This window comes from Candidatus Palauibacter polyketidifaciens, from assembly GCF_947581785.1.
In the GTDB taxonomy this organism is placed as follows: Bacteria; Gemmatimonadota; Gemmatimonadetes; order Palauibacterales; family Palauibacteraceae; genus Palauibacter; species Palauibacter polyketidifaciens.
Window position 1 is genome coordinate 1 of sequence record NZ_CANPVO010000031.1, and the last position, 20130, is coordinate 20130.

Here is a 20130-nt window from a genome sequence, read left to right on the forward strand (position 1 = left end):
TGCCGCACTTGGAGGTGAACGAGCGGTTGCCGTGCTTGGCGATGCGGACGCCGCCCGCCGCGGCGACGATGGCGGCCGCGGTCGAGATGTTGAACGTGGTCAGCGTGCCGCCGCCGGTGCCGCAGGTGTCGATGATGCGGTCGTCGTCCAGGGCGAGCGGGATCATGGCCTTCTGGAGCGCGCGCACCCCCCCGGCGACCTCGGCGGCCGTTTCCCCGCGCATCCTGAGCGCGGCGAGGAGGGCGGCCATCTCGGCCCGGGTCGCCTCGCCGCTCATGAAGCGGTCGAATGTGGCTTCGGCGGCGGCGGCATCCAGGGTCTCTCCGGAGAGGACGCGCCGGATCGTGTTCGTCACCTCGATTCCTCCTGGTTTCCCCTTGTCGGCCGGAAGTCGCTAATCTTCGCGCATGTCGGATTCCACGGCCTCAACGGCCCGTTTCCGGGCCACGATCGAGTACGATGGGACCTCGTTCCACGGATCCCAACTACAGCCCGGGGTGCGCACCGTCCAGCGCGAGGTGGAGGAGGCGCTCGGGAAACTCTTCGATCGGCCCGTCCGAATCGACCTCGCCGGCCGCACCGACGCGGGGGTCCACGCGACGGCGCAGGAGATCGCGTTCGGCCCGCCCCCCGCCTGGAATCCGGAGGAACTGGCCCGGGCGCTCGGGGCCAACCTTCCCGACGACGTCGCCGTCCGGAAGGTGAGTCACGCCGCGCATGATTTCCATCCGCGCTTCGGCGCCGAGCGGCGGCGTTATCGATACGTGATCGCGGAGGGCGGCCGGAGGCGGCCGTTCCTGCGCGACCGCGCCTGGATCCCGAAGTGGCCGCTCGACCGCGACGCGCTTGCCCGACTGGCGACCGCCATGCCCGGGGAACGGTCGTTCGAGCGGTTCGCCCGCGCCGGGCAGCCCGAGCGGGGGACGCGCTGCCGGGTCGCGAGCGCCGCCTGGCGCATCGACCGACCCCCCTTCCTCTTCTTCGAGATCGTCGCCGACCGCTTCCTCCACCACATGGTGCGCTACCTCGTGGGGACGTCGGTGGAAGTCGCCGCGGGCCGCCGTCCGTTCGAGGACTTCGAGCGACTACTGGCGGGAGAAGCCGCATCGAGACCGGTCTTCCCCGCCCCGCCCGGCGGGCTCTACCTGACGGGCGTGCGCTACGGCGGCGAATGGAACTCCGGCCCCGGGATCCCGTGGCTCCCGGCCGAGGAGCAGCGAACGTGAACCCTCGGGGGTCGTTTGGCGTACAGTTATCGTGTGGGCCATCGCCCGCGTGGCGGCGTGCCGCCCAGGGCTGAGGATCTCACGAGCGAACCGAGGTGGCGGAGCCGATGAACGAGGGAAATCGGGTCAGGAGAATACTGGCGTCGGCCGCGCGCGTCTTCGTTGCGGCCACGGTCCTGATCTTTGCCGGTCTCGGGGTGGGGGCGCTCGTCACCACGCTGGGGAACGGGCCTCCGCAGCCGGAGGAGAGCGGGCCCGCGAACAACCCGTTCGCCCGCACCTCGCTGGCCGACCCCACGAACCGGCCCGAGCCCCAGTCGCTGGCCGAGATCTCGGGGGCCCGGCGTACGCCCACCGTCATCGCCGCGGTCCGCGTGCTCCCCTCCGTCGTGAGCCTGCGGACGGAGCGGACCGTCCAGTCGCAGGACATGTTCACTCGCTTCTTCAACCGCGGCGGCCGATCCCGGGTCGAGGCCGGTCTCGGTTCCGGGTTCGCGATCGACGACGCGGGCACGATCATCACGAACGCGCACGTCGTGAGCGGGGCGGACCGCATCGAGGTGGTGGACCGCGACGGGCAGCGGTTCGAGGCCGAAGTGGTCGGCTTCGATGAACTCACCGACCTCGCCGTCGTGAGCGTCCCTCCGGGCCGGGTGCCCGCGGCTCCGCTGGGCTCGTCCTCGAACCTTCTCATCGGGGAACCCGCGGTGGCGCTCGGCAACCCGTCGGGCTACGCCCTCCGCAACACCGAGGCGACCGTGACCTCGGGCGTCGTCAGCGGCGTGGGGCGCGACATCCAGGCGGCGGGCAGCCAGGAGGTGCTCTACGCCGACATGATCCAGACCGACGCGTCGATCAACCCGGGCAACTCGGGCGGTCCGCTGGCCAACGCGGATGGCGACGTCATCGGCGTGAACAGTTCGATCTTCTCGCGCTCCGGGGGATCGGAGGGGATGGGCTTCGCGATCCCCATCGACCGGGCGCTCGCCGTCGCCTCCGAACTCCTGCAGTTCGGGCGCGTGCGCCGGCCCTGGGCGGGACTGCAGGTGCTCACGGACCGGCCCGACCCCGAGTCCGTCTTCGGCCGGCCACTCGTCGTCGAGGTCCTGGACGGGACGCCGGCGGCCGACGCGGGGCTGCGGGCGGGGGACGAGATCGTGACCCTCAACGGGCGCGTCATCAACCACGATCTCGACTGGCAGGTGGGACTCGTGGACGCCGGCGTGGGATCGACGGTGGACGTGACCTTCCAGCGGGGGGGAAGCGAACTCCAGGCGCGATTCCGGCTTGACGAGGTGCCGACGGGGCGGGCCGAGCGGATCGAGGTGCTCGCGGGGCTCCGGCTGATCACGGTCACGCCGCAGATCCAGCAGGAACTCAACCTCCGGGTCGACGCCGGCGCGCTCATCGCGTCGGTCGGCGAGGAGGCCCGCGGGACGCGGCTCCGCGAGGGCGACGTCATCCTCAGCATCAACCGCAACGAGGTGCGCTCCGCCGAGGACGCGGGCGAACTCTTCGAGTACTACGCGCGGTCCCGCGACGGTTCGGTGCAACTCTACATCGCGCGCGGGACGGAGATCGGATACCTCCAACCCTTCCGCGTGCGCTGACCCACCGGCGCACGGCCGGGGCCGGAGCCGCTTCGGCCGGGGCCGGAGCCGCCCGAGATCGGCTTCCGGGACTTTTGCGCGAGGCGTCGAGAGGCTAGACTGCGACCTTACGGCGACCGAGGTCGCCCCGGGTGGGCCGCTGGATCCGGACTACGCGCCTGATGGCGGAACGTCACTACCCACATCCTCTCATCGACCGCTACGCCTCGAGCGAGATGGCGGCGATCTTCTCCCCTCGCATGCAGGCGCTCGTCTGGCGCGACCTTTGGATTGCGCTCGCCGAGGAGGAACGCGCGCTCGGCGTCGAGATTCCCAACGACGCGATCGTCGCGATGCACGCGGCGCGCGAGCAGATCGACCTCGACCGGATCGCCGTCATCGAGCGCGACCTCCGACACGACGTGATGGCGCACGTCCATCACTTCGGCGAGGTCGCCCCGGAGGCCCGGAAGTACATCCACCTCGGCGCGACGAGCGCCTTCGTGGGCGACAACCACGGCCTCATCCAGCACCAGCAGGGTCTCGACATCGTGCGCGACCGGCTGCTGGGGACGATCGAGGACCTCGCCGCCTTCGCCCGCGGGCAGGCCGCCGAGCCGACGCTCGGCTACACGCACCTCCAGCCGGCGCAGCCGACGACGATCGGCAAGCGCGCCTGCCTCTGGCTTCAAGACCTCCTCTTCGATCTCGAACAGATCGAAGCCGTGCGCGCCGAACTCCGCTTCCGGGGCGCACGGGGCACGACGGGGACGGAGGCGACGTTCCTTGAACTCTTCGACGGGGACGGAGGGAAGGTCGACCGGCTCAACGAGCGGCTCGCGGCGCGCTTCGGCTTCGCCGGCACGTACGATGTGATCGGCCAGACGTACCCGCGGAAGGTCGACCACCGGGCGCTGGCGGCGCTCGCCGGCATCGGCGCCTCGACGGCCCGCTTCGGAAACGACATCCGGATCCTGCAGGCCTTCGGCGAGATCGAGGAACCGTTCGGGAAGCACCAAATCGGCTCGTCGGCGATGCCGTACAAGCGCAACCCCATGCGGAGCGAGCGGATCTGCGCGCTGGCGCGGCACCTCTGCACGCTGGAACTCGACGCGTCGTGGACCGCCTCCGTCCAGTGGTTCGAGCGCACGCTCGACGACTCCGCGAACCGCCGCATCTCGCTCCCCGAGGGCTACCTGTCGGCGGACGCCCTCCTCATCCTCGCGCGCAACGTGAGCGCGGGGCTCGTCGTCCACCCGGCCGTCGTGGCGCGCCGGCTGGGCCGGGCGCTCCCCTTCATGGTCACCGAGGAGATCCTCATCGCGGGCGTGCGGGGGGGCGGCGACCGGCAGGACCTGCACGAACGGGTGCGGGGACACGCGCTTGCCGCTCGCGAACGGCTCGACGACGGCGCGGAGGACAACGACTTCTTCGCGCGCATCGCCGCCGATGACGCCTTCGGCCTCGGCATGGAGGAACTCCGGGCGCTCGCCGACCCGCACCGGCTCGTCGGCCGCTCCGCCCACCAGGTGGAGCGCTTCCTGACCGCAAGGATCGACCCGCTGTTCGAGGACGCGGACGCGCCGCGGCCCGCCGAAGAGGTCCGCGTATGATGCCTCGCTCCTGCGGGAACGCGACCGGACGCGGACCCGAATCCGTGATCCCCGAAAGGACACTCGAAAGGACACCATGACACAGACCACGCTCGGCGCGAACGCGCCGGCCGCGCTCCACGAGATCGACCTGCCGCTGCCGCTTCTCCGCAAGGGGAAGGTGCGATCGATGTACGACCTCGACGACCGGATCCTGATGGTCGCCAGCGACCGCATCAGCGCCTTCGACTGCGTGATCCCGAACCCGATCCCCCACAAGGGGGCCGTCCTCACCCAGCTCTCCGCCTTCTGGTTCGACCGGACGACGGACATCGTTAACAACCACCGTGTCGCCAGCGCCCCCGCGGCCATCGCCGAGGCGGCCCCGGAACTCGCCGGCATCGCCGACAGCCTGGGCCACCGCGCCATGCTGGTGGAGAAGGCGCAGCCCCTGCCCGTCGAGTGCATCGTGCGCGGCTTCATCTCCGGCTCCGCCTGGAAGGAGTACAGCCGCCACGGGACGCTCGCCGGCGAACCGCTCCCGGAGGGCCTGCGGGAATCGGAGGAATACCCGGAGCCGATCTTCTCGCCCTCGACGAAGGCCGAGCAGGGGCTTCACGACGAGAACATCACCTTCGCGCAGATGTGCGACATCGTGGGGACGGGACTCGCGACGGAGCTGCGCGACATCAGCCTCGCGCTCTACGCCGCCGGCCGCGACACGCTCCGCGAGCGCGGCATCATCCTCGCCGACACGAAGTACGAGTTCGGGCGCGGGGCCGACGGGGGGATCATCCTCATCGACGAGGTGATGACCCCCGATTCCTCCCGCTTCTGGCCCGCCGATTCGTACCGGATCGGAGGCGGCCAGCCGTCGCTCGACAAGCAGCCGGTGCGCGACCACCTGCAGGAGATCGTCGGGCGCGGCGAGTGGGACAAGACCCCGCCGGCGCCGGCGCTCCCGGAGGAGGTCATCCGCACGACCTCGGAGCGCTACCTCGAGGCCTTCCGGCGCATCGCGGGCCACGAACTCTACGAGGCGCCCGCATGAGCCGGGTCTGGTCCGTGGATGTCCGGGTCACGCCGCGCGAGGGGATCCTCGATCCGGCGGGGGAGACGATCCGCCGGGCGCTCGGGAACCTGGGGTACGAGGGCGTCCACTCCGTGCGCGCCGGGCGGCTGATCCGTCTCGAGGTCGAAGCCGACGGACCGGAGGCCGCCGTCGCCTCCACGGAGAAGATGTGCGAGCAACTGATCGCGAACCCGATCATCGAAGACTACGTCGTCCGCGTGCGGGAGGGGTGAAGGCGCGCGCGTGCGAGAGGGGTGAACGGATGGAGGTGGGGATGAAGGTAGGGATCGTGCGGTTCCCGGGCTCGAACTGCGATGCGGACGTGTACCGGGCGGTGACGGACGGGCTGGGAGAGCGCGCCACCTATCTGTGGCACAAGTCGACGGACCTCGAGGGCGTGGACGTCGTCGTGCTGCCGGGCGGGTTCTCCTACGGGGACTACCTGAGGGCGGGGGCGATCGCCCGCTTCAGCCCGATCATGGGCGAAGTGATCGACTTCGCGCGCGCCGGTGGGCTCACGCTCGGGATCTGCAACGGATTCCAGGTGCTGTGCGAGGCGCACCTCCTGCCGGGGGCCCTCGTCCGGAACCGGAACCTCCGCTTCCGCTGTCATGGCGTCGGGCTCCGCGTGGAGAACGCCGCGACGGCGTTCACATCGGCCTACGGCGAGGGAGACCTGCTCCACATCCCGATCGCGCACGGCGAGGGCCAGTTCGTCGCGGAAGCTTCGACGCTCGACGAACTCGAGGCGGAGAACCGGGTCGTGTTCCGCTACGTCGACCGGCGCGGGCAGGCAACGGACGCCGCGAACCCCAATGGCTCGGCGCGCAACATCGCCGGGATCGTGAACGCGGAGGGGAACATCCTGGGGCTCATGCCGCACCCGGAGCGCCACTCGCTCTCCGTCCTCGGCAACACGGACGGACTCGCGGTGTTCCAGTCGCTGCTCGCCGCCGTGTCCCGCGGGAGGGACCACCCGGGCGATGGCCGAAGCGCCGCTGCGCCGCCCGAGGCCCGGGAATTCGCGGCCGGCGCGGTGGCGGGGGCGGGGGTGTCGTCATGACCCGCACCTCGCTCGAACGCGTGGAGGCCCGGCCGGGCGATCCCGGGATGAGTGCCGCGCTCGTGGCGGAGCACGGACTGAGTCCGGAGGAGTGGGAGCAGATCCTCGGTTTCATGGGGCGGGAGCCCACCTTCACGGAACTCGGCGTCTTCAGCGCCATGTGGTCGGAGCACTGCGGGTACAAGAACTCGCGGCCCCTGCTCCGCACGCTGCCCACGGAGAGCGCCGCCGTCGTCCAGGGTCCGGGGGAGAACGCCGGGGTCATCGACGTCGGCGGCGGCTGGGGCGTCGCGTTCAAGATCGAGTCCCACAACCATCCGTCGGCCGTCGAGCCCTACCAGGGCGCGGCGACGGGGTCGGGCGGGATCCTGCGCGACGTGTTCACGATGGGGGCGCGGCCCATCGCCATCTTCGACAGCCTCCACTTCGGATCGCTCGACTCGCCGCAGTCGCGCTACCTCTTCGACGGGGTCGTGCGCGGGGTCGGCGACTACGGCAACTGCGTCGGGGTCCCCACGGTGGGGGGCGAGGCGATCTTCGACCCGGCCTACGAGCGGAACCCGCTCATCAACGTGATGTGCATCGGCGTCCTCCCGCTCGAGCGCCTCATCCGGGGCGAGGCGGAGGGCGTCGGCAACCCGGTGATGGCCGTCGGCGCCCGCACGGGACGGGACGGGATCCACGGGGCGACCTTCGCGTCGGAGGAACTCGACGAGGAAGCCGTCGACAGCCGGCCGCAGGTGCAGGTGGGCGACCCGTTCACCGAGAAGCTGCTCCTCGAGGCGAGCCTCGAACTCATCGAGCGGGACCTCCTCGTCGGGATCCAGGACATGGGAGCGGCGGGGTTGACTTCGAGCGGGACGGAGATGGCGGCGCGCTCGGGCTCCGGGATCGACATCGACGTGGCGTACCTCCCAGTCCGGGAGAAGGGGATGACCCCCTACGAGATGCTCCTCTCGGAGTCGCAGGAGCGGATGCTCCTCGTCGCGAAGCCCGAACACGAGGAGGCGGTGCGCGAGGTGCTGGAGCGCTGGGACCTGCAGGCGGCGACGATCGGGCAGGTCACGGACGATGGGATGTTCCGTGTGCGCGAAGACGGCGTCGTGCGCGTCGAGATCCCGGTGAAGCCGCTGGTTGACGATTGTCCCACCTACGTGCGCGAAGGGGTCATGAGCCCGGCCACGGCCGAGGCGCGCAGGGCGGACCTGGAGGCGTACGGCGCCTTCGGGTCGGACGAGGCGGTGGAAACGGCGCTGCGGACGCTGCTCGATTCGCCGTCCATCGCGTCGCGGCGCTGGATCTACGAGCAGTACGACACCACGGTGCAGACGAACACGCTCGAGGGACCGGGCTCCGACGCGGCGGTGCTGCGGCTGCCCGCCGAGGGGCGCGCGCTCGCGGCCTCGACGGACGGGAACGGGCGCCACACCTGGCTCGACCCGCGCACCGGGGGCCGGGCGGCGGTCGCCGAGGCGGCGCGCAACGTGGCCTGCTCCGGGGCGCGGCCGCTCGCCGTGACGAACTGCCTGAACTTCGGCAGCCCCCTGCGGCCGGAGGTGTACTTCCAGCTCGCCGGGGCCGTCGAGGGGATGGGAGAGGCGTGCCGCGCGCTCGGGACGCCGGTGACGGGCGGCAACGTGTCGCTCTACAACGAGACGGGCGGCCAGCCGGTCTACCCCACGCCGGTCATCGGCATGCTGGGCGTGATCGAGAATCTCGAACGGCGCGTCCCCTCCGCGTTCCGGGGCGAAGGGGACGAGATCTGGATCGCGGGCACGACCCGCGACGAGATCGGAGGGTCCGAGTATCTCGCCGCCTGCCACGGCCTCGTCGCCGGCCTGCCACCGGCCCTGGAGCTCGAAGAGGCGGCGGCCCTCGTCGACTTTCTCGTCGAGGGGGCGGAGGGCGAGGCGTTCGCGTCGGCGCACGATGCCTCGGACGGAGGGCTTGCCGTCGCGCTTGCGGAGTGCGCGGTGCGGGCGGAAGGCGGGCCGCTCGGCTGCACGGTCGATCTCGACGCGGCGCCCGCCGGGGCGGACGTCTCGGCCGCGGGGCGCTGGTTCGGCGAGTCGCACTCGCGCGTCGTGCTGACGTGCCGGCCCGGCGAAGGCGAGCGGATCGCCGCGCACGGGCGGCGTCACGGCGTGCCCGTGGCGCGTGTCGGCGTCGTGGGCGGGCCGGACAGCCCGTGCCGGCTGACCGGCGCCGGCCACGCGATCGCCCCGCCGGCCGCCGAGCTGGCCCGGATCTACGAGGAGGCGATCCCGCGCCGCATGAGCGAGGAGGCGGGAATCACGTCATGAGGAGACTGCCGACGACCGGCGCCCAGGGCGCGGGAGGCGGAGCGTTCGAACTGGACAAGCCGCGGGAGGAGTGCGGAATCGTGGCAGTCAGCGGCTCCGACGCCGCCGCCGAACTCGCGTTTCTCTCCATGTACGCGCTCCAGCACCGCGGCCAGGAATCCGCCGGGATCGTCACGGTTGACGGATCCGGCATGTCGAGGGTCCACAAGGGCATGGGCCTCGTGGCGGACGTCTTCGACGACGAAGTGCTCGGCACGCTCGAGGGGTCGCTCTCGGTCGGGCACGTCCGCTATTCGACCGCGGGAGGATCGAGCCTCCGCAACGCGCAGCCGCTCCTCGTGCAGTACGAGGACAAGCCGCTCGCGCTCGCGCACAACGGCAACCTCACGAACGCGAACCAGCTCAAGCGATCGCTCGCCCGCGACGGCTCCATCTTCCAGACGGATGCGGACTCGGAGGTCGTCGTCCATCTCATCGCCCGCTCCCGGCACCGCGACCTGGACGGCAAGGTCGACGACGCCTTCTCGCAGCTGATCGGCGCCTTCTCCCTCCTCCTCTGCATCGGCGACACGGTCTACGCGACACGCGATGCGCGAGGCTTCCGGCCGATGGTGATGGGCAGGCGGGGCGAAGCCGTCGTCTTCGCATCCGAAACGTGCGCCCTCGACATCATCGGGGCCGCCTACGTGCGCGACGTGGAACCGGGCGAAGTCCTGAAGGTCCGCGACGGCCACGTGGAATCGCTGCGGCCGCTGCCCCCCGCCGAGCCCAGCGCCTGTCTGTTCGAACTCGTGTACTTCGCGCGCCCCGACTCGCGCGTGTGGGGGTGCAGCGTGGACGAGGCGCGGCGGGCGTTCGGCCGCCAGCTCGCCCGCGAGCACCCGGCGGAAGCCGATTGCGTGTTCGCAGTGCCGGACTCGTCGAACTCGGCGGCGCTCGGGTACTCGGAGGTCAGCGGCCTCCCGTTCGAACTCGCGCTCATCCGCAACCACTACGTGGGCCGGACCTTCATCCATCCGACGCAGACGGGGCGCGACTTCAAGGTGCGGGTGAAGTACAACCCCGTGCGCGAACTCGTCGACGGCAAGCGCATCGTCGTCGTCGACGATTCGCTCGTCCGGGGGACGACGAGCAGCGGCCTCGTCCGGCTCCTCCGGGACTCGGGGGCGAGCGAGGTGCATTTCCGGGTCGCTTCTCCGCCGGTGCGTTCCCCCTGCTACTACGGCATCGACATGCCGACGAAGGAGGAACTCATCGGCTCCAGCCATACGGTGGAAGAGATCCGGCAGCACCTGCAGGTCGAGTCGCTCGGCTACCTCAGCATGGAAGGTATGCGCGACGCGGTCGCGGACCACGGTCCCTTCTGCGACGCCTGCTGGACCGGCAACTACGCCGCGCCGCTCGTGGACCTGGACCGGGCGCAGGCGCTGCAGACCGTCTGATGCCGCGCCGTCCCGCCGCCCGCGTCAGATCCGCCCTCTCCGCCCTTCTCTGCGCCGGCATCGCCGCTTTCCCGGCATGCGCCCCCGCGGACCCGGCGGCCTGCGCGCTGATCTTCTCCACGAACGACACGCACGGACGGCTGCTGCCGGCGGCCCAGAGCTGGTCGGACGGACGCCCGGTCGGCGGGTCCGCCGCGCTCGCGGGCTACGTGGCCCGGGAGCGCTCCACGACGCCCGAATGTCCCCTGTTCGTCGTCTCCGGCGGCGACATCATGCAGGGCACGCCCATCTCGAACTTCACGGACGGGCGCTCGACGATCGAAGCGATGAACGGAATCGGCTACGACGCCGCCGCGATCGGGAACCACGAGTTCGACTGGGGCGTCGACGTCCTCGTGGAGCGCGTGGCCGATGCGGACTTCGCCATGCTCGGCGCGAACATCTACCTCAAGGGCACCGACCGGCACCCCGCGTGGGTCCGGCCGTGGACGATCGTCGAGAGGAACGGCGTCCGGGTCGGCTTCGTCGGCGCGACGACGACGTCCACGCCCGTCGTCGCCCGTCCCTCGCTCGTGGCGGACTTCGACTTCCGCCCGATCTCGGATGCGCTCGACCGCTACATCCCGGAGGTGCGGGCGGCCGGCGCGGACTTCGTGGTCGCGGTCATGCACGAAGGCGCCTTCTGCACCGTCGGCGCGGCGGGGACGGCGGCGGACCCCGCGTGCCGGGGCGCGGCCCTGGACGCGCTGGCCATGACGACGGAGCGCTTCGACTACGCGGTCACGGGACACACGCACTCGCGCGTGGAGACGGAGATTCGGGGCGTCCCCGTCATCCAGTCGTACTCGAACACGACGGCGTACGGACTCGGACGGATCGACCGTAGCGCGGAAGGGGCCGTGAGCGCGCACCGCCTCGGCGTTCGGCAGGCGTGGGCGGACGAGGTCGCGCCGGACCCGGACGTCGAGCGGCTCGTCGCCTCCTACAGCGCCGAGATCTCGGCCCTCGTCGAACGCGTCGTCGTGGAGCTCCCCGAGGCGCTCTCCGCCCCGCGGGACGGCGACTTCCCGCTCGGCCGCATCGTGGCCGACGCGCAGCGGCACGCGAGCGGGGCCGATGTCGCCCTCATGAACAACGGCGGCATCCGCCGCTCCCTGCCGGCGGGGCCCGTCACCTTCGCCGACCTCTTCGAACTCCAGCCCTTCAACAACATGCTCGTCCGCCACACGATGACCGGCGCGCAGCTCCTGCGGACGCTCGAACACTCCGCCCGGGAGGGGGACGTCGACCTGCACGCGAGCGGCATCACCGTACGCTACGACCCGGCGGCGCCCCTCGGCGAGCGGATTCTCGACGTGACGCTCGACGACGGATCGCCGCTCACGCCCGAGGGCCGGTACGTCGTCACGGCCAACGATTTCATCTCGGGCGGCGGTGGCGGCTACACCGTCTTCGCCGAAGCCGAGGTCATCGACGCCCTGGAAGTCGCGGACCTGGAGGCGCTCGTCGCCTACCTCGACGCTCAGCCGCAACCCCTCCCCATCCCGCGCACCCCCCGCTGGATCGAATCCCGCACGCCCTAGCCCGTTAGCCGTCCGTCGATCCCCTCCGACGGGGCGGCGGCGGACGAAACCAAACGCCGGTCCCTCCGTAGACCCACCCGTAGGGCCGTCCCCGCTCCGCGGCCGGCAGGGCGGACGGCCGACCTGTTTCAGTCCCGGCGGAGGAGTGCGGGTTCGGATGAAGCGAGGCACGAAGATACTCGGGGGCATGGTCCTGATCGGCGGGCTCGGCGCCACCGGGTTCGCGGTTGCGAATACGGGGAACGGCGAAGATGTCGAGACCGGCACCGTCGCCGTGGAGCGTGGCGAGATCGTGGACCGGGCGCTCGCCGTGGGACGCATCGAGCCGCTGGTCGAGGTGAGCGTGAAGTCGCAGCTCGCGGGCGTCGTGCGGCAGATGTTCAAGGAGCCCGGCGAGTACGTCCAGCGGGGCCAGCCCCTCGTCGAAGTCCAGCCGAACCCCACGCCGATCGAGTTGGTCGAGGCCCGGCGCAACGTGGAGTTGCGGGACATCGAACTTCAGCAGCTCGAGAGGCAGCGCGACCGGCTCACCGCGCTGCGCGGCCGCGGATTCGTGTCCGAGGAGGAGTACGAGACGGTGGCTCGACAGCATGACGAGGCCGCGCTCCAGGTCCAGATCGCGACGGAACGGCTGGCCCTTCTCTCCGAGGGCCGCGTGACGATCGGCAACGAAGCCGTCGAGACGGTCATCACCTCCCCGATCCAGGGCTTCATCCTCGAGAAGATGGTGGAGATCGGCGATCCCGTCGTCCCGCTGACGACGTTCCAGGAAGGGACCGCCCTCATGACGATGGCGGAGATGGACGAGCTGCTCTTCCGCGGCACGGTGGATGAGATCGACGTGGGACGGCTGGCCGAGGGCATGCCGGTGGAGATCACCATCGGCGCGCTCCCGGACGCGCGCATCGAGGGACGGCTGACGAAGATCTCGCTCAAGGGCCGCGACGAGGAGAACGCCACCCTTTTCCCGGTCGAGATCGCCGTGCTTCCGCTGGACGGCGCGGCGCTGCGGGCGGGCTATTCCGCCAACGCGCACGTGATCATCGAGCGCCGTTCGGACGTGCTCGTCATCCCCGAGCGCCTGGTCCGGTTCGAGGACGAGCGCACGCTCGTCACGGTCCGGCTGGGGCCCGAGGAGACGGAGGACCGCGAGATCCGCATCGGACTCAGCGACGGCATCACCGTCGAGGTGCTGGACGGCCTCGCGGAAGGCGAGCGCGTGCTCGAGCCCCCGCGGCGCGAGATCACCTAGTGCGCGACACCAGCCGCCGGTGACGGTGCGCGAGGCCGGGGTCCGGTGAGGCTGCTCGACGCCGCACGGCAGCTCTGGGCCGACCTCTCGGCGCAGCGCGTCCGGACCACGCTCACCGTGCTCGGCATCACCTGGGGCACCGTGGCGGTCGTCGTGCTGCTCGCCTTCTCCGTGGGGCTCGAGCGGCAGACGATCAAGCGGTTCCACGGGCTCGGCGACCGGATCGTCATCCTCTTCGGCGGACGCACGACGATGCCGCACGCGGGGTTCAGGGAGGGGCGCTCGATCCGGCTGCGGGAGGCGGACGCGGAGATCCTCGCCCGGCGGATCCCCGACATCACGATGATCAGCCCGGAGTACTCGACGCGGGCGGCGCCGGTCCGCTACGGCCGCAACGGCGTGAATCCGAACATCACCGGCATCTATCCCGTGTACGGCGAGATGCGGAACATCATCCCGCTCCCGGGCGGCCGCTTCATCAACGAGCGGGACCAGCGGGAGCGGCGACGCGTCGTGTTTCTCGGAGACGAGGTCGCCCGCGTCCTGTTCGGGGACGCGGATCCCGTCGGCGATCAGGTCCGGATCGGCGACTCGCCCTTCACCGTGATCGGCGTGCTTCAACCCAAGGTCCAGAACTCGTCGTACAACTCGCGGGACCAGGACCGCGTGTTCATCCCGGCCGGCACGCACGCGGCCCTGTTCGGCTCGCGCTTCGTCTCCAACCTCGTCTACCGGACCGCGGACGCGTCGCGGACGGAGGCCGTGGAGGCGCAGGTCTACGAGGTCCTCGGAGCGAAGTACCGCTTCAACTCGGGCGACGAGGACGCGCTGGCCGTATGGGACACGGCCGAGTGGGAACGGATGTTCGGGTTCCTCTTCCTGGGCTTCAAGATCTTCTTCGCGATCGTCGGCAGCTTCACGCTCAGCGTGGGCGGGATCGGGGTCGCGAACATCATGTACATCGTCGTGCGGGAGCGGACGAACGAGATCGGGATCAAGCGCTCGCTCGGCGCCACGCGGCGGTCCATCCTGTGGCAGTTCCTCACCGAGAGCATGCTCATCGTCGTCGCGGGCGCGGCGCTCGGCGTCGTCGTCTCCCTCGGAGTCGTGAAAATCATGTCGCTGGTCCCGATGCAGGAGTTCGTCGGCACGCCGACGATCTCGCTGCAGGTGGCCGCGGTGACCATGGCGCTGCTCGCGTTCATCGCCGTGCTGGCCGGGCTCTTCCCCGCCCGCCGCGCCGCAACGCTCGACCCCGTCGAATGTCTCCGCGACTAGCGGCCGGGCCGTCGGCGGCCCCCGCTCCGACAACGGTCTGACCCATGTGGAAGATCCTCCTCGAAGAGTTCCTCGGCGACCTGCGGGCCCAGAAGACGCGCGCCTTCCTCACGATCTTCGCCGTCGTGTGGGGGACGATCTCGATCGTCCTCCTGCTCGCCTTCGGGCAGGGACTCCGGAACCAGTTCTCGACGGGGCTGCTCAACGCCGGCGAACGTATCTTCATGGTCTACGGCGGCCAGACGAGCATGGAACACGAGGGGCTGTCGAAGGGACGCCGGATCCGGCTGCGGGAGGACGATCTCGACCTGCTCCTGCGCGCGGTGCCGGAGTTCGAGATGGGCAGTCCCTCCTACGGCCGGGGCCGGACGCACCTGAAGGTGGAGGAGAACCAGACGACGACCTACATGGAGGGCGTGAACCCGGTCTTCTCCGAGTTGCGGCGCATGTTCCCCGCTCCGGGCGGCCGGTTCATCAACCAGCGCGACATCGACGAGAAGCGGCGCGTGCTCTTCCTCGGAGATGGGATCGCCGGACGCCTGTTCGGCGACGCGCCGCCGGTGGGGCGCACGGTGGTGCTGGACGGGCTTCCGTTCCGCGTCATCGGCGTAATGGAGTCGAAGTTCCAGGACTCGAGCAACAACGGACCGGACGAGGACCGGGCGGTGATCCCGGCCTCCACGTTCCGGAGCATCTACGGCCAGGAGTTCGTGAATCACCTGCTCCTGCGCCCTCGCGATGTGAAGGACGCGGCGGTCGCCAAGGAGGAGTTGTTCCGCGTCCTGGGCGGCCGGTACCGGTTCGCCGCGGCGGACGAGCGGGCGCTCGCGATCTGGGACTTCATCGAGGACGAGAAGATCGTGGGCCAGATCGGGCTCGGGATTCAGATCTTCCTCGGACTGGTGGGCGCCTTCACGCTGATCGTGGCCGGCGTCGGGGTCGCGAACATCATGTACGTCGTGGTGCGGGAACGGACGCGGGAGATCGGCGTCAAGCTCGCCGTCGGGGCGAGGAAACGGCACATCGTGAGCCAGTTCCTCTTCGAGGCCATCCTCATCGCCGTCGGCGGGGGGCTCGCGGGGCTCGCCATCGCGGCGCTGCTCGTGACGGGCATCGATGCCCTGCCGATCGACGACCCGGCCCTGCAGTACATCGTGAACCCGAAGCTCTCCGGCCCCATCGCCGCGGTGTGCGCGGGGATCCTCATGGCGATCGGTCTGGTGGCCGGCATCCTCCCGGCCCGCAGGGCCGCCCGGCTCGATCCGGTGGAGTCGCTGAGGTACGAATAGTCATGCCCCGTCGGCGTTCCATCCCCGTTACGCAAACCGCCGTCCGCCGTTACATTCCGAAGCGACGTTGCGCGTTGTTTTTGGTGACTCGATCCCGGCGCATGGCGCCTCGGATTTGCCCTCTTTCACGCAGGAGTACGCCATGAAATACAACCTCTCCCCAAGAACCGCGGCGATCGCCGCCTTTGCGGCTCTCGGCGGCCTGTTCGCGCCGTCCGAGGCGTGGGCTCAGGGCGTCACGACCGCGGCCGTCAACGGGCGCGTGACCGGTCAGGATCTCGCGCCGCTCGCGAGCGCCGTGGTCACCGCGGTGCACGGCCCCAGCGGGACATCGTACTCGACGCTCACACGCGAGGACGGACGTTTCAACATCCCGGGCATGCGGGTCGGCGGGCCCTACACGATCGCCGTCTCGCTCATCGGCTTCGGGGACGAGTCGGCCGAGGCCCTCGTGCTCGCGCTGGGCGAGAACCGGCGCATCGACTTCGTGCTCGGCGTGGAGGCCGTGGCCGTGGGCGAAATCACCGTCACGGCGGAGCGCGGCGCGATCCTTTCGAGCGGACGCACGGGACCGCAGCAGACCGTGACGACGCGCGAGATCGAGAACCTCCCGACGATCGCCCGCAGCATTCAGGACTTCGCGCGGCTCACGCCGCAGGCGCTGGGGACGAACATCGGGAGCAGCGAGAATATCGGCGGGATCAGCATCGGCGGTAAGAACAACCGCTTCAACAACATCTCCGTCGATGGCGCGATCCTCAACGACGTGTTCGGACTCCCGGCCAGCGGAACCCCGGGCGGACAGGCCAACTCGCAGCCGATCTCGCTCGACGCGGTCCAGGAGTTCCAGGTCGCGATCGCGCCCTTCGACGTACGCCAGGGCGGTTTCACCGGCGGCTCGATCAACGTCGTCACCCGCTCGGGAACGAACGACTTCGACGCCTCGGGCTACGCCTTTGGACGGAACCAGGGGTTCACGGGCAGCCTCGACGACAATCCGCTCTCCGACTTCAGCGAGCTGCAGGCGGGCTTCCGCGCGGGCGGCCCCATCCAGCGCGACAAGATCCACTTCTTCACCAGCGGCGAGATCAAGCAGACGAGCCGCCCGCTGGCGCTCGGACTGGTCGGCAGCAGCCAGACGAACACGATCGACTTCATCGACGCGGGGACGATCAACCAGATCGTCGACATTGCGAACTCCGTCTACAACTATGACCCGGGACGCTTCGAGGAGAGCCTCCAGCGGGAGACGGACGACCTCAAGTTCTTCACCCGCCTGGACTTCAACCTGTCCGACGACAACCACCTCATCGTGCGGCACAATCATGTGAACGCGAATTCGCAGCGGGGGATCAGCCGCCACTCCGGCGAGGTCGGCCTGCCCGGCCAGGGGTACACCTTCGACGCCGTGTCCAATTCCACGGTGATACAGCTCGACAGCCGGCTGGGCTCCGCCACCGCCAACATGTTCCGCGTCTCGTACCAGCGTCAGCGGGACAAGCGGACGCCGGACCGCGCGATCTTCCCCGAGGTCGACATCGAGCCGTTCGATGGCGAGAGCGAGAGCGTGACGCTGGGGATCGAGCGCTTCTCGCAGCAGAACGCGCTCGATCAGGACGTGTTCGAGATCACCAACGACCTCACGCTCTTCCGGGGCGACCACACGTTAACCTTCGGGACGCACAACGAGTTCTATTCGTTTTCGAACCTCTTCATCCAGGACGCCTTCGGGCAGTGGGAGTTCGACGGCGAGAACGCGCTCGACAACTTCCGCAACGGGATGGCGACGCGGTACCGGGCGTCGATCTCGCGGCTCGCGGACCCCTACCCGAGGGCGGAGTGGGGCGCGATGCAGTTCGGCTTCTACGCCCAGGACCAGATCGACCTCAGCGATCGTTTCAACGTCTCGCTGGGGCTGCGCGCGGACATCATGTCGATGCCGGACGCGCCGCTCGAGAACCCGAGCTTCGCGGCCGCCTTCCCGGGTCGGCACACGAGCGACGTGCCGAGCGGCAACGTGATGTGGTCCCCACGGCTCGGGTTCAACGCCGCGCTGGACGAGGACCGGAGGACGCAGCTCCGCGGTGGCACCGGGATCTTCACGGGCCGCAACCCGTTCGTGTGGCTCTCGAACCAGTACTCGAACACGGGGATGGACTTCATCCGCATCGACTGCGCTCCGTGGCGGGGCTGCACGCCGCCGCCGTTCACGGGCGACCCCACTCCGGTGCCGGTCCCCGGCGCGGAGATCGCGACGACCGAGGTCGACCTCACTGACACGAACTTCAAGTTCCCGCAGGCGTGGCGGACGACGATCGGAATCGACCGCGAGTTGCGCGATGGCCTCGTGCTCACGGTCGAGGGGATCTACACGAAGAACGTCAACGACATCCTCTACCAGGATCTCAGCATCCAGCCGGAGGGGAGGACGAGCGATGGTCGCGTGCTCTTCTCCGACGACCCGGTTGACCGGGAGTTTTCGCCCGGCGTCTTCCTGCTCGCCAACACGAACCAGGGCCGCCAGATCCAGTTCACCACGCAGTTGCAGAAGCGCTTTGGCGGCGACTTCCTTCCGAACATGTTCGGAAGCCTCGCCTACACGTGGACGGACGCCACGGACGTGAACAGCGGGCAGTCCAGCCGCGCGATCTCGAACTTCCAGTACAACGAGATCGGCGTCGATCCAAACAACCCCGGCGAGGGAACGGCGGACTTCGAGATCAAGCACCGGATTATCGCCTCCCTCTCGCAGCGCTTCGCGTGGAGCGAGGATGTGGGCACGACGATCACGGCGTTCTACGAGGCCCGCGCGGGTCGGCCCTTCAGTTGGACGTACTTCGGGGACGCGAACAACGACGGGCGACGGTTCAACGACCTTGCATTCGTCCCGGGCGATGCCGACGACGCGATCTTCGAGACGGACTGCCGCGGCTGCATGGACTTCGCCGCGTGGGATGCGTTCGTGAGCGACATTCCGGGGCTGGACGAGTACCGCGGCGGGATCGTGGGCCGGAACTCGTCGCGCGAGCCCTGGGTGCGCAGCCTCGATCTGCGGATCGCGCAGGATGTACCGCTTCCGGGGCCCGGGAGCCGGAACATCCAGGTCACGCTCGACTTCATCAACGTCGGCAACTTCCTGAACTCGGAGTGGGGCCGGCAGCGTTACACGAACTTCGGAACGTCCACCATCCTGTCGTTCCGGCGCTACGACTCGGCGACGGGCGTGCCGGTCGTCCGCTTCACGCAGCGCGACACCGACGAGAGCGGCGCACCGGACATCAACGACGTGTACCAGATCGACAACATCCTGTCGCGCTGGGCGCTTCAGCTCGGGGCGCGGATTTCGTTCTGATGCGGTAGGTCACGGGAGCGGCGACTCCCGAAGCGGGAACGAGAGAGGGGGCCTTCGGGCCCCCTTTCGCATGTCGTCAGTCGTCAGCCAGGTAGCGCCCCGCCATCTCCACGAGGTCGGGGGCGCCGAGGAAGGTCGGTACGCGGTGGTGGAGCCCCTCGGGCTCGATGTCGAGGATGCGCCGGCGGCCATCGGTCGCCCGGCCGCCCGCCTGCTCGCAGATCATGGCCATCGGGGCGACCTCGTACAGCAGGCGCAGCTTCCCCTCCGGTTTGGCGACGGTCCCCGGGTACATGAAGATCCCTCCGCGGAGGAGCGTGCGGTGGAAGTCCGCGACCATGGACCCCACATAGCGCGCGGAGAACGAAGGCGCGTCGGGGGGAGGCTGCCGGAACCGCTCCACCAGCCGCTGCTGGCCCGGCGTCCAGCTGTCGAAGTAGGCCTCGTTGATGCTGTAGATGTTCTTGCCGGGCGAGGGAATGCGCAGGTTCCGGTACGAGAGGAGGAACTCGCCGATCCCCGGGTCGAGGGTGAAGCCGTGAACGCCCGCCCCGGTCGTGAAGACGAGCATGGTCGAAGAGCCGTACAGCACGTATCCCGCCGCGACCTGTTCGGACCCCGGCTGAAGCAGGTCTCGCCGCCGCACCTTGGTCCCGTCGCTCCGCTTCCGGTAGACGGAGAAGATCGTCCCCACGGAGATGTTCACGTCGATGTTCGAACTTCCGTCGAGCGGGTCGAACGCGATGATGTACGGTCCGGGGTCGCGCGATTCGGGGACATGAACAAACCCCTCCTCTTCCTCGGACACCATGCCGCTGAGGCTGCCGCAGCGCCTGAGCAGGTTCAGGAGGACGTCGTTCGCGTAGTCGTCCAGCTTCTGCACTTCCTCGCCGTGCACGTTCGTGCTCCCGATCACGCCGAGGATGTCGATGAGGCCCGCGCGATTCACGGCCGCGGAGATGACCTTGGCGGCGAGGCTGATCTGGAGCAGGATGTCCGTGAGCGCGCCCGTGGCCTGAGGGTATTCGCGCTCCTGCTCGGCGATGAAATGCTCGACGGTGAGGATGGATCCGGTCAAGAGGCAGCTCC

At 69.7% G+C, this 20130-nt stretch carries 14 protein-coding genes and 1 pseudogene; 13 read left to right on the forward strand and 2 right to left on the reverse strand.

Features of this window, described 5'->3' with window-relative positions:
- Positions 1–355 (reverse strand): annotated as a pseudogene (locus tag RN729_RS08415) (anthranilate phosphoribosyltransferase); the annotation flags it as partial.
- Positions 356–407: 52 nt separating this feature from the next.
- Here RN729_RS08415 and truA point away from each other — a divergent pair.
- The 13 genes from truA to RN729_RS08480 all read left to right on the forward strand — a co-directional run bounded on the left by truA (position 408) and on the right by RN729_RS08480 (position 19041).
- Positions 408–1226: a tRNA pseudouridine(38-40) synthase TruA gene (truA, locus tag RN729_RS08420; RefSeq protein WP_310783637.1), complete on the forward strand. Its 819-nt coding sequence runs from the start codon at positions 408–410 to the stop codon at positions 1224–1226.
- Between the two features lie 107 nt (positions 1227–1333).
- Positions 1334–2836: a trypsin-like peptidase domain-containing protein gene (locus tag RN729_RS08425; protein WP_310783639.1), complete on the forward strand. Its 1503-nt coding sequence runs from the start codon at positions 1334–1336 to the stop codon at positions 2834–2836.
- A gap of 161 nt (positions 2837–2997) precedes the next feature.
- Positions 2998–4428: an adenylosuccinate lyase gene (gene purB / locus RN729_RS08430; RefSeq protein ID WP_310783640.1), complete on the forward strand. Its 1431-nt coding sequence runs from the start codon at positions 2998–3000 to the stop codon at positions 4426–4428.
- Positions 4429–4504: 76 nt separating this feature from the next.
- Positions 4505–5458 carry a phosphoribosylaminoimidazolesuccinocarboxamide synthase gene (locus RN729_RS08435; protein ID WP_310783642.1) on the forward strand — a complete coding sequence of 318 codons (954 nt, stop codon included), beginning with the start codon at positions 4505–4507 and terminating at the stop codon, positions 5456–5458.
- Complete coding sequence (gene purS, locus RN729_RS08440; RefSeq protein ID WP_310783644.1) at positions 5455–5712, forward strand: phosphoribosylformylglycinamidine synthase subunit PurS; 258 nt, start codon at positions 5455–5457, stop codon at positions 5710–5712. Before RN729_RS08435 ends, purS begins: the two co-directional genes overlap by 4 nt.
- A 41-nt stretch (positions 5713–5753) precedes the next feature.
- Positions 5754–6542 (forward strand): phosphoribosylformylglycinamidine synthase subunit PurQ, encoded by a 789-nt coding sequence (gene purQ / locus RN729_RS08445; RefSeq protein ID WP_310783646.1) that lies wholly within the window; start codon positions 5754–5756, stop codon positions 6540–6542.
- Positions 6539–8845: a phosphoribosylformylglycinamidine synthase subunit PurL gene (purL, locus tag RN729_RS08450; protein ID WP_310783648.1), complete on the forward strand. Its 2307-nt coding sequence runs from the start codon at positions 6539–6541 to the stop codon at positions 8843–8845. Before purQ ends, purL begins: the two co-directional genes overlap by 4 nt.
- Positions 8842–10287 carry an amidophosphoribosyltransferase gene (purF, locus tag RN729_RS08455; protein WP_310783650.1) on the forward strand — a complete coding sequence of 482 codons (1446 nt, stop codon included), beginning with the start codon at positions 8842–8844 and terminating at the stop codon, positions 10285–10287. The genes purL and purF overlap by 4 nt, the downstream gene beginning before the upstream one ends.
- On the forward strand, positions 10287–11870 hold the full coding sequence (locus tag RN729_RS08460) for a bifunctional UDP-sugar hydrolase/5'-nucleotidase (RefSeq protein ID WP_310783652.1): 1584 nt from the start codon (positions 10287–10289) through the stop codon (positions 11868–11870). Before purF ends, RN729_RS08460 begins: the two co-directional genes overlap by 1 nt.
- 157 nt (positions 11871–12027) lie before the next feature.
- Positions 12028–13122 (forward strand): efflux RND transporter periplasmic adaptor subunit, encoded by a 1095-nt coding sequence (locus RN729_RS08465; RefSeq protein ID WP_310783653.1) that lies wholly within the window; start codon positions 12028–12030, stop codon positions 13120–13122.
- A gap of 45 nt (positions 13123–13167) precedes the next feature.
- Positions 13168–14400, forward strand: coding sequence for an ABC transporter permease (locus tag RN729_RS08470; protein WP_310783655.1), 1233 nt, complete (start codon positions 13168–13170; stop codon positions 14398–14400).
- Positions 14401–14444: 44 nt separating this feature from the next.
- Positions 14445–15689 carry an ABC transporter permease gene (locus RN729_RS08475; protein ID WP_310783657.1) on the forward strand — a complete coding sequence of 415 codons (1245 nt, stop codon included), beginning with the start codon at positions 14445–14447 and terminating at the stop codon, positions 15687–15689.
- 142 nt (positions 15690–15831) lie between these two features.
- Positions 15832–19041 carry a carboxypeptidase regulatory-like domain-containing protein gene (locus RN729_RS08480; protein ID WP_310783659.1) on the forward strand — a complete coding sequence of 1070 codons (3210 nt, stop codon included), beginning with the start codon at positions 15832–15834 and terminating at the stop codon, positions 19039–19041.
- Positions 19042–19117: 76 nt separating this feature from the next.
- Here the strand turns inward: RN729_RS08480 and fbp are convergent, their stop codons facing one another.
- Entirely contained in the window at positions 19118–20119 is a 1002-nt protein-coding gene (gene fbp / locus RN729_RS08485) for a class 1 fructose-bisphosphatase (RefSeq protein WP_310783661.1), read from the reverse strand.
- Positions 20120–20130: the final 11 nt, after the last annotated feature.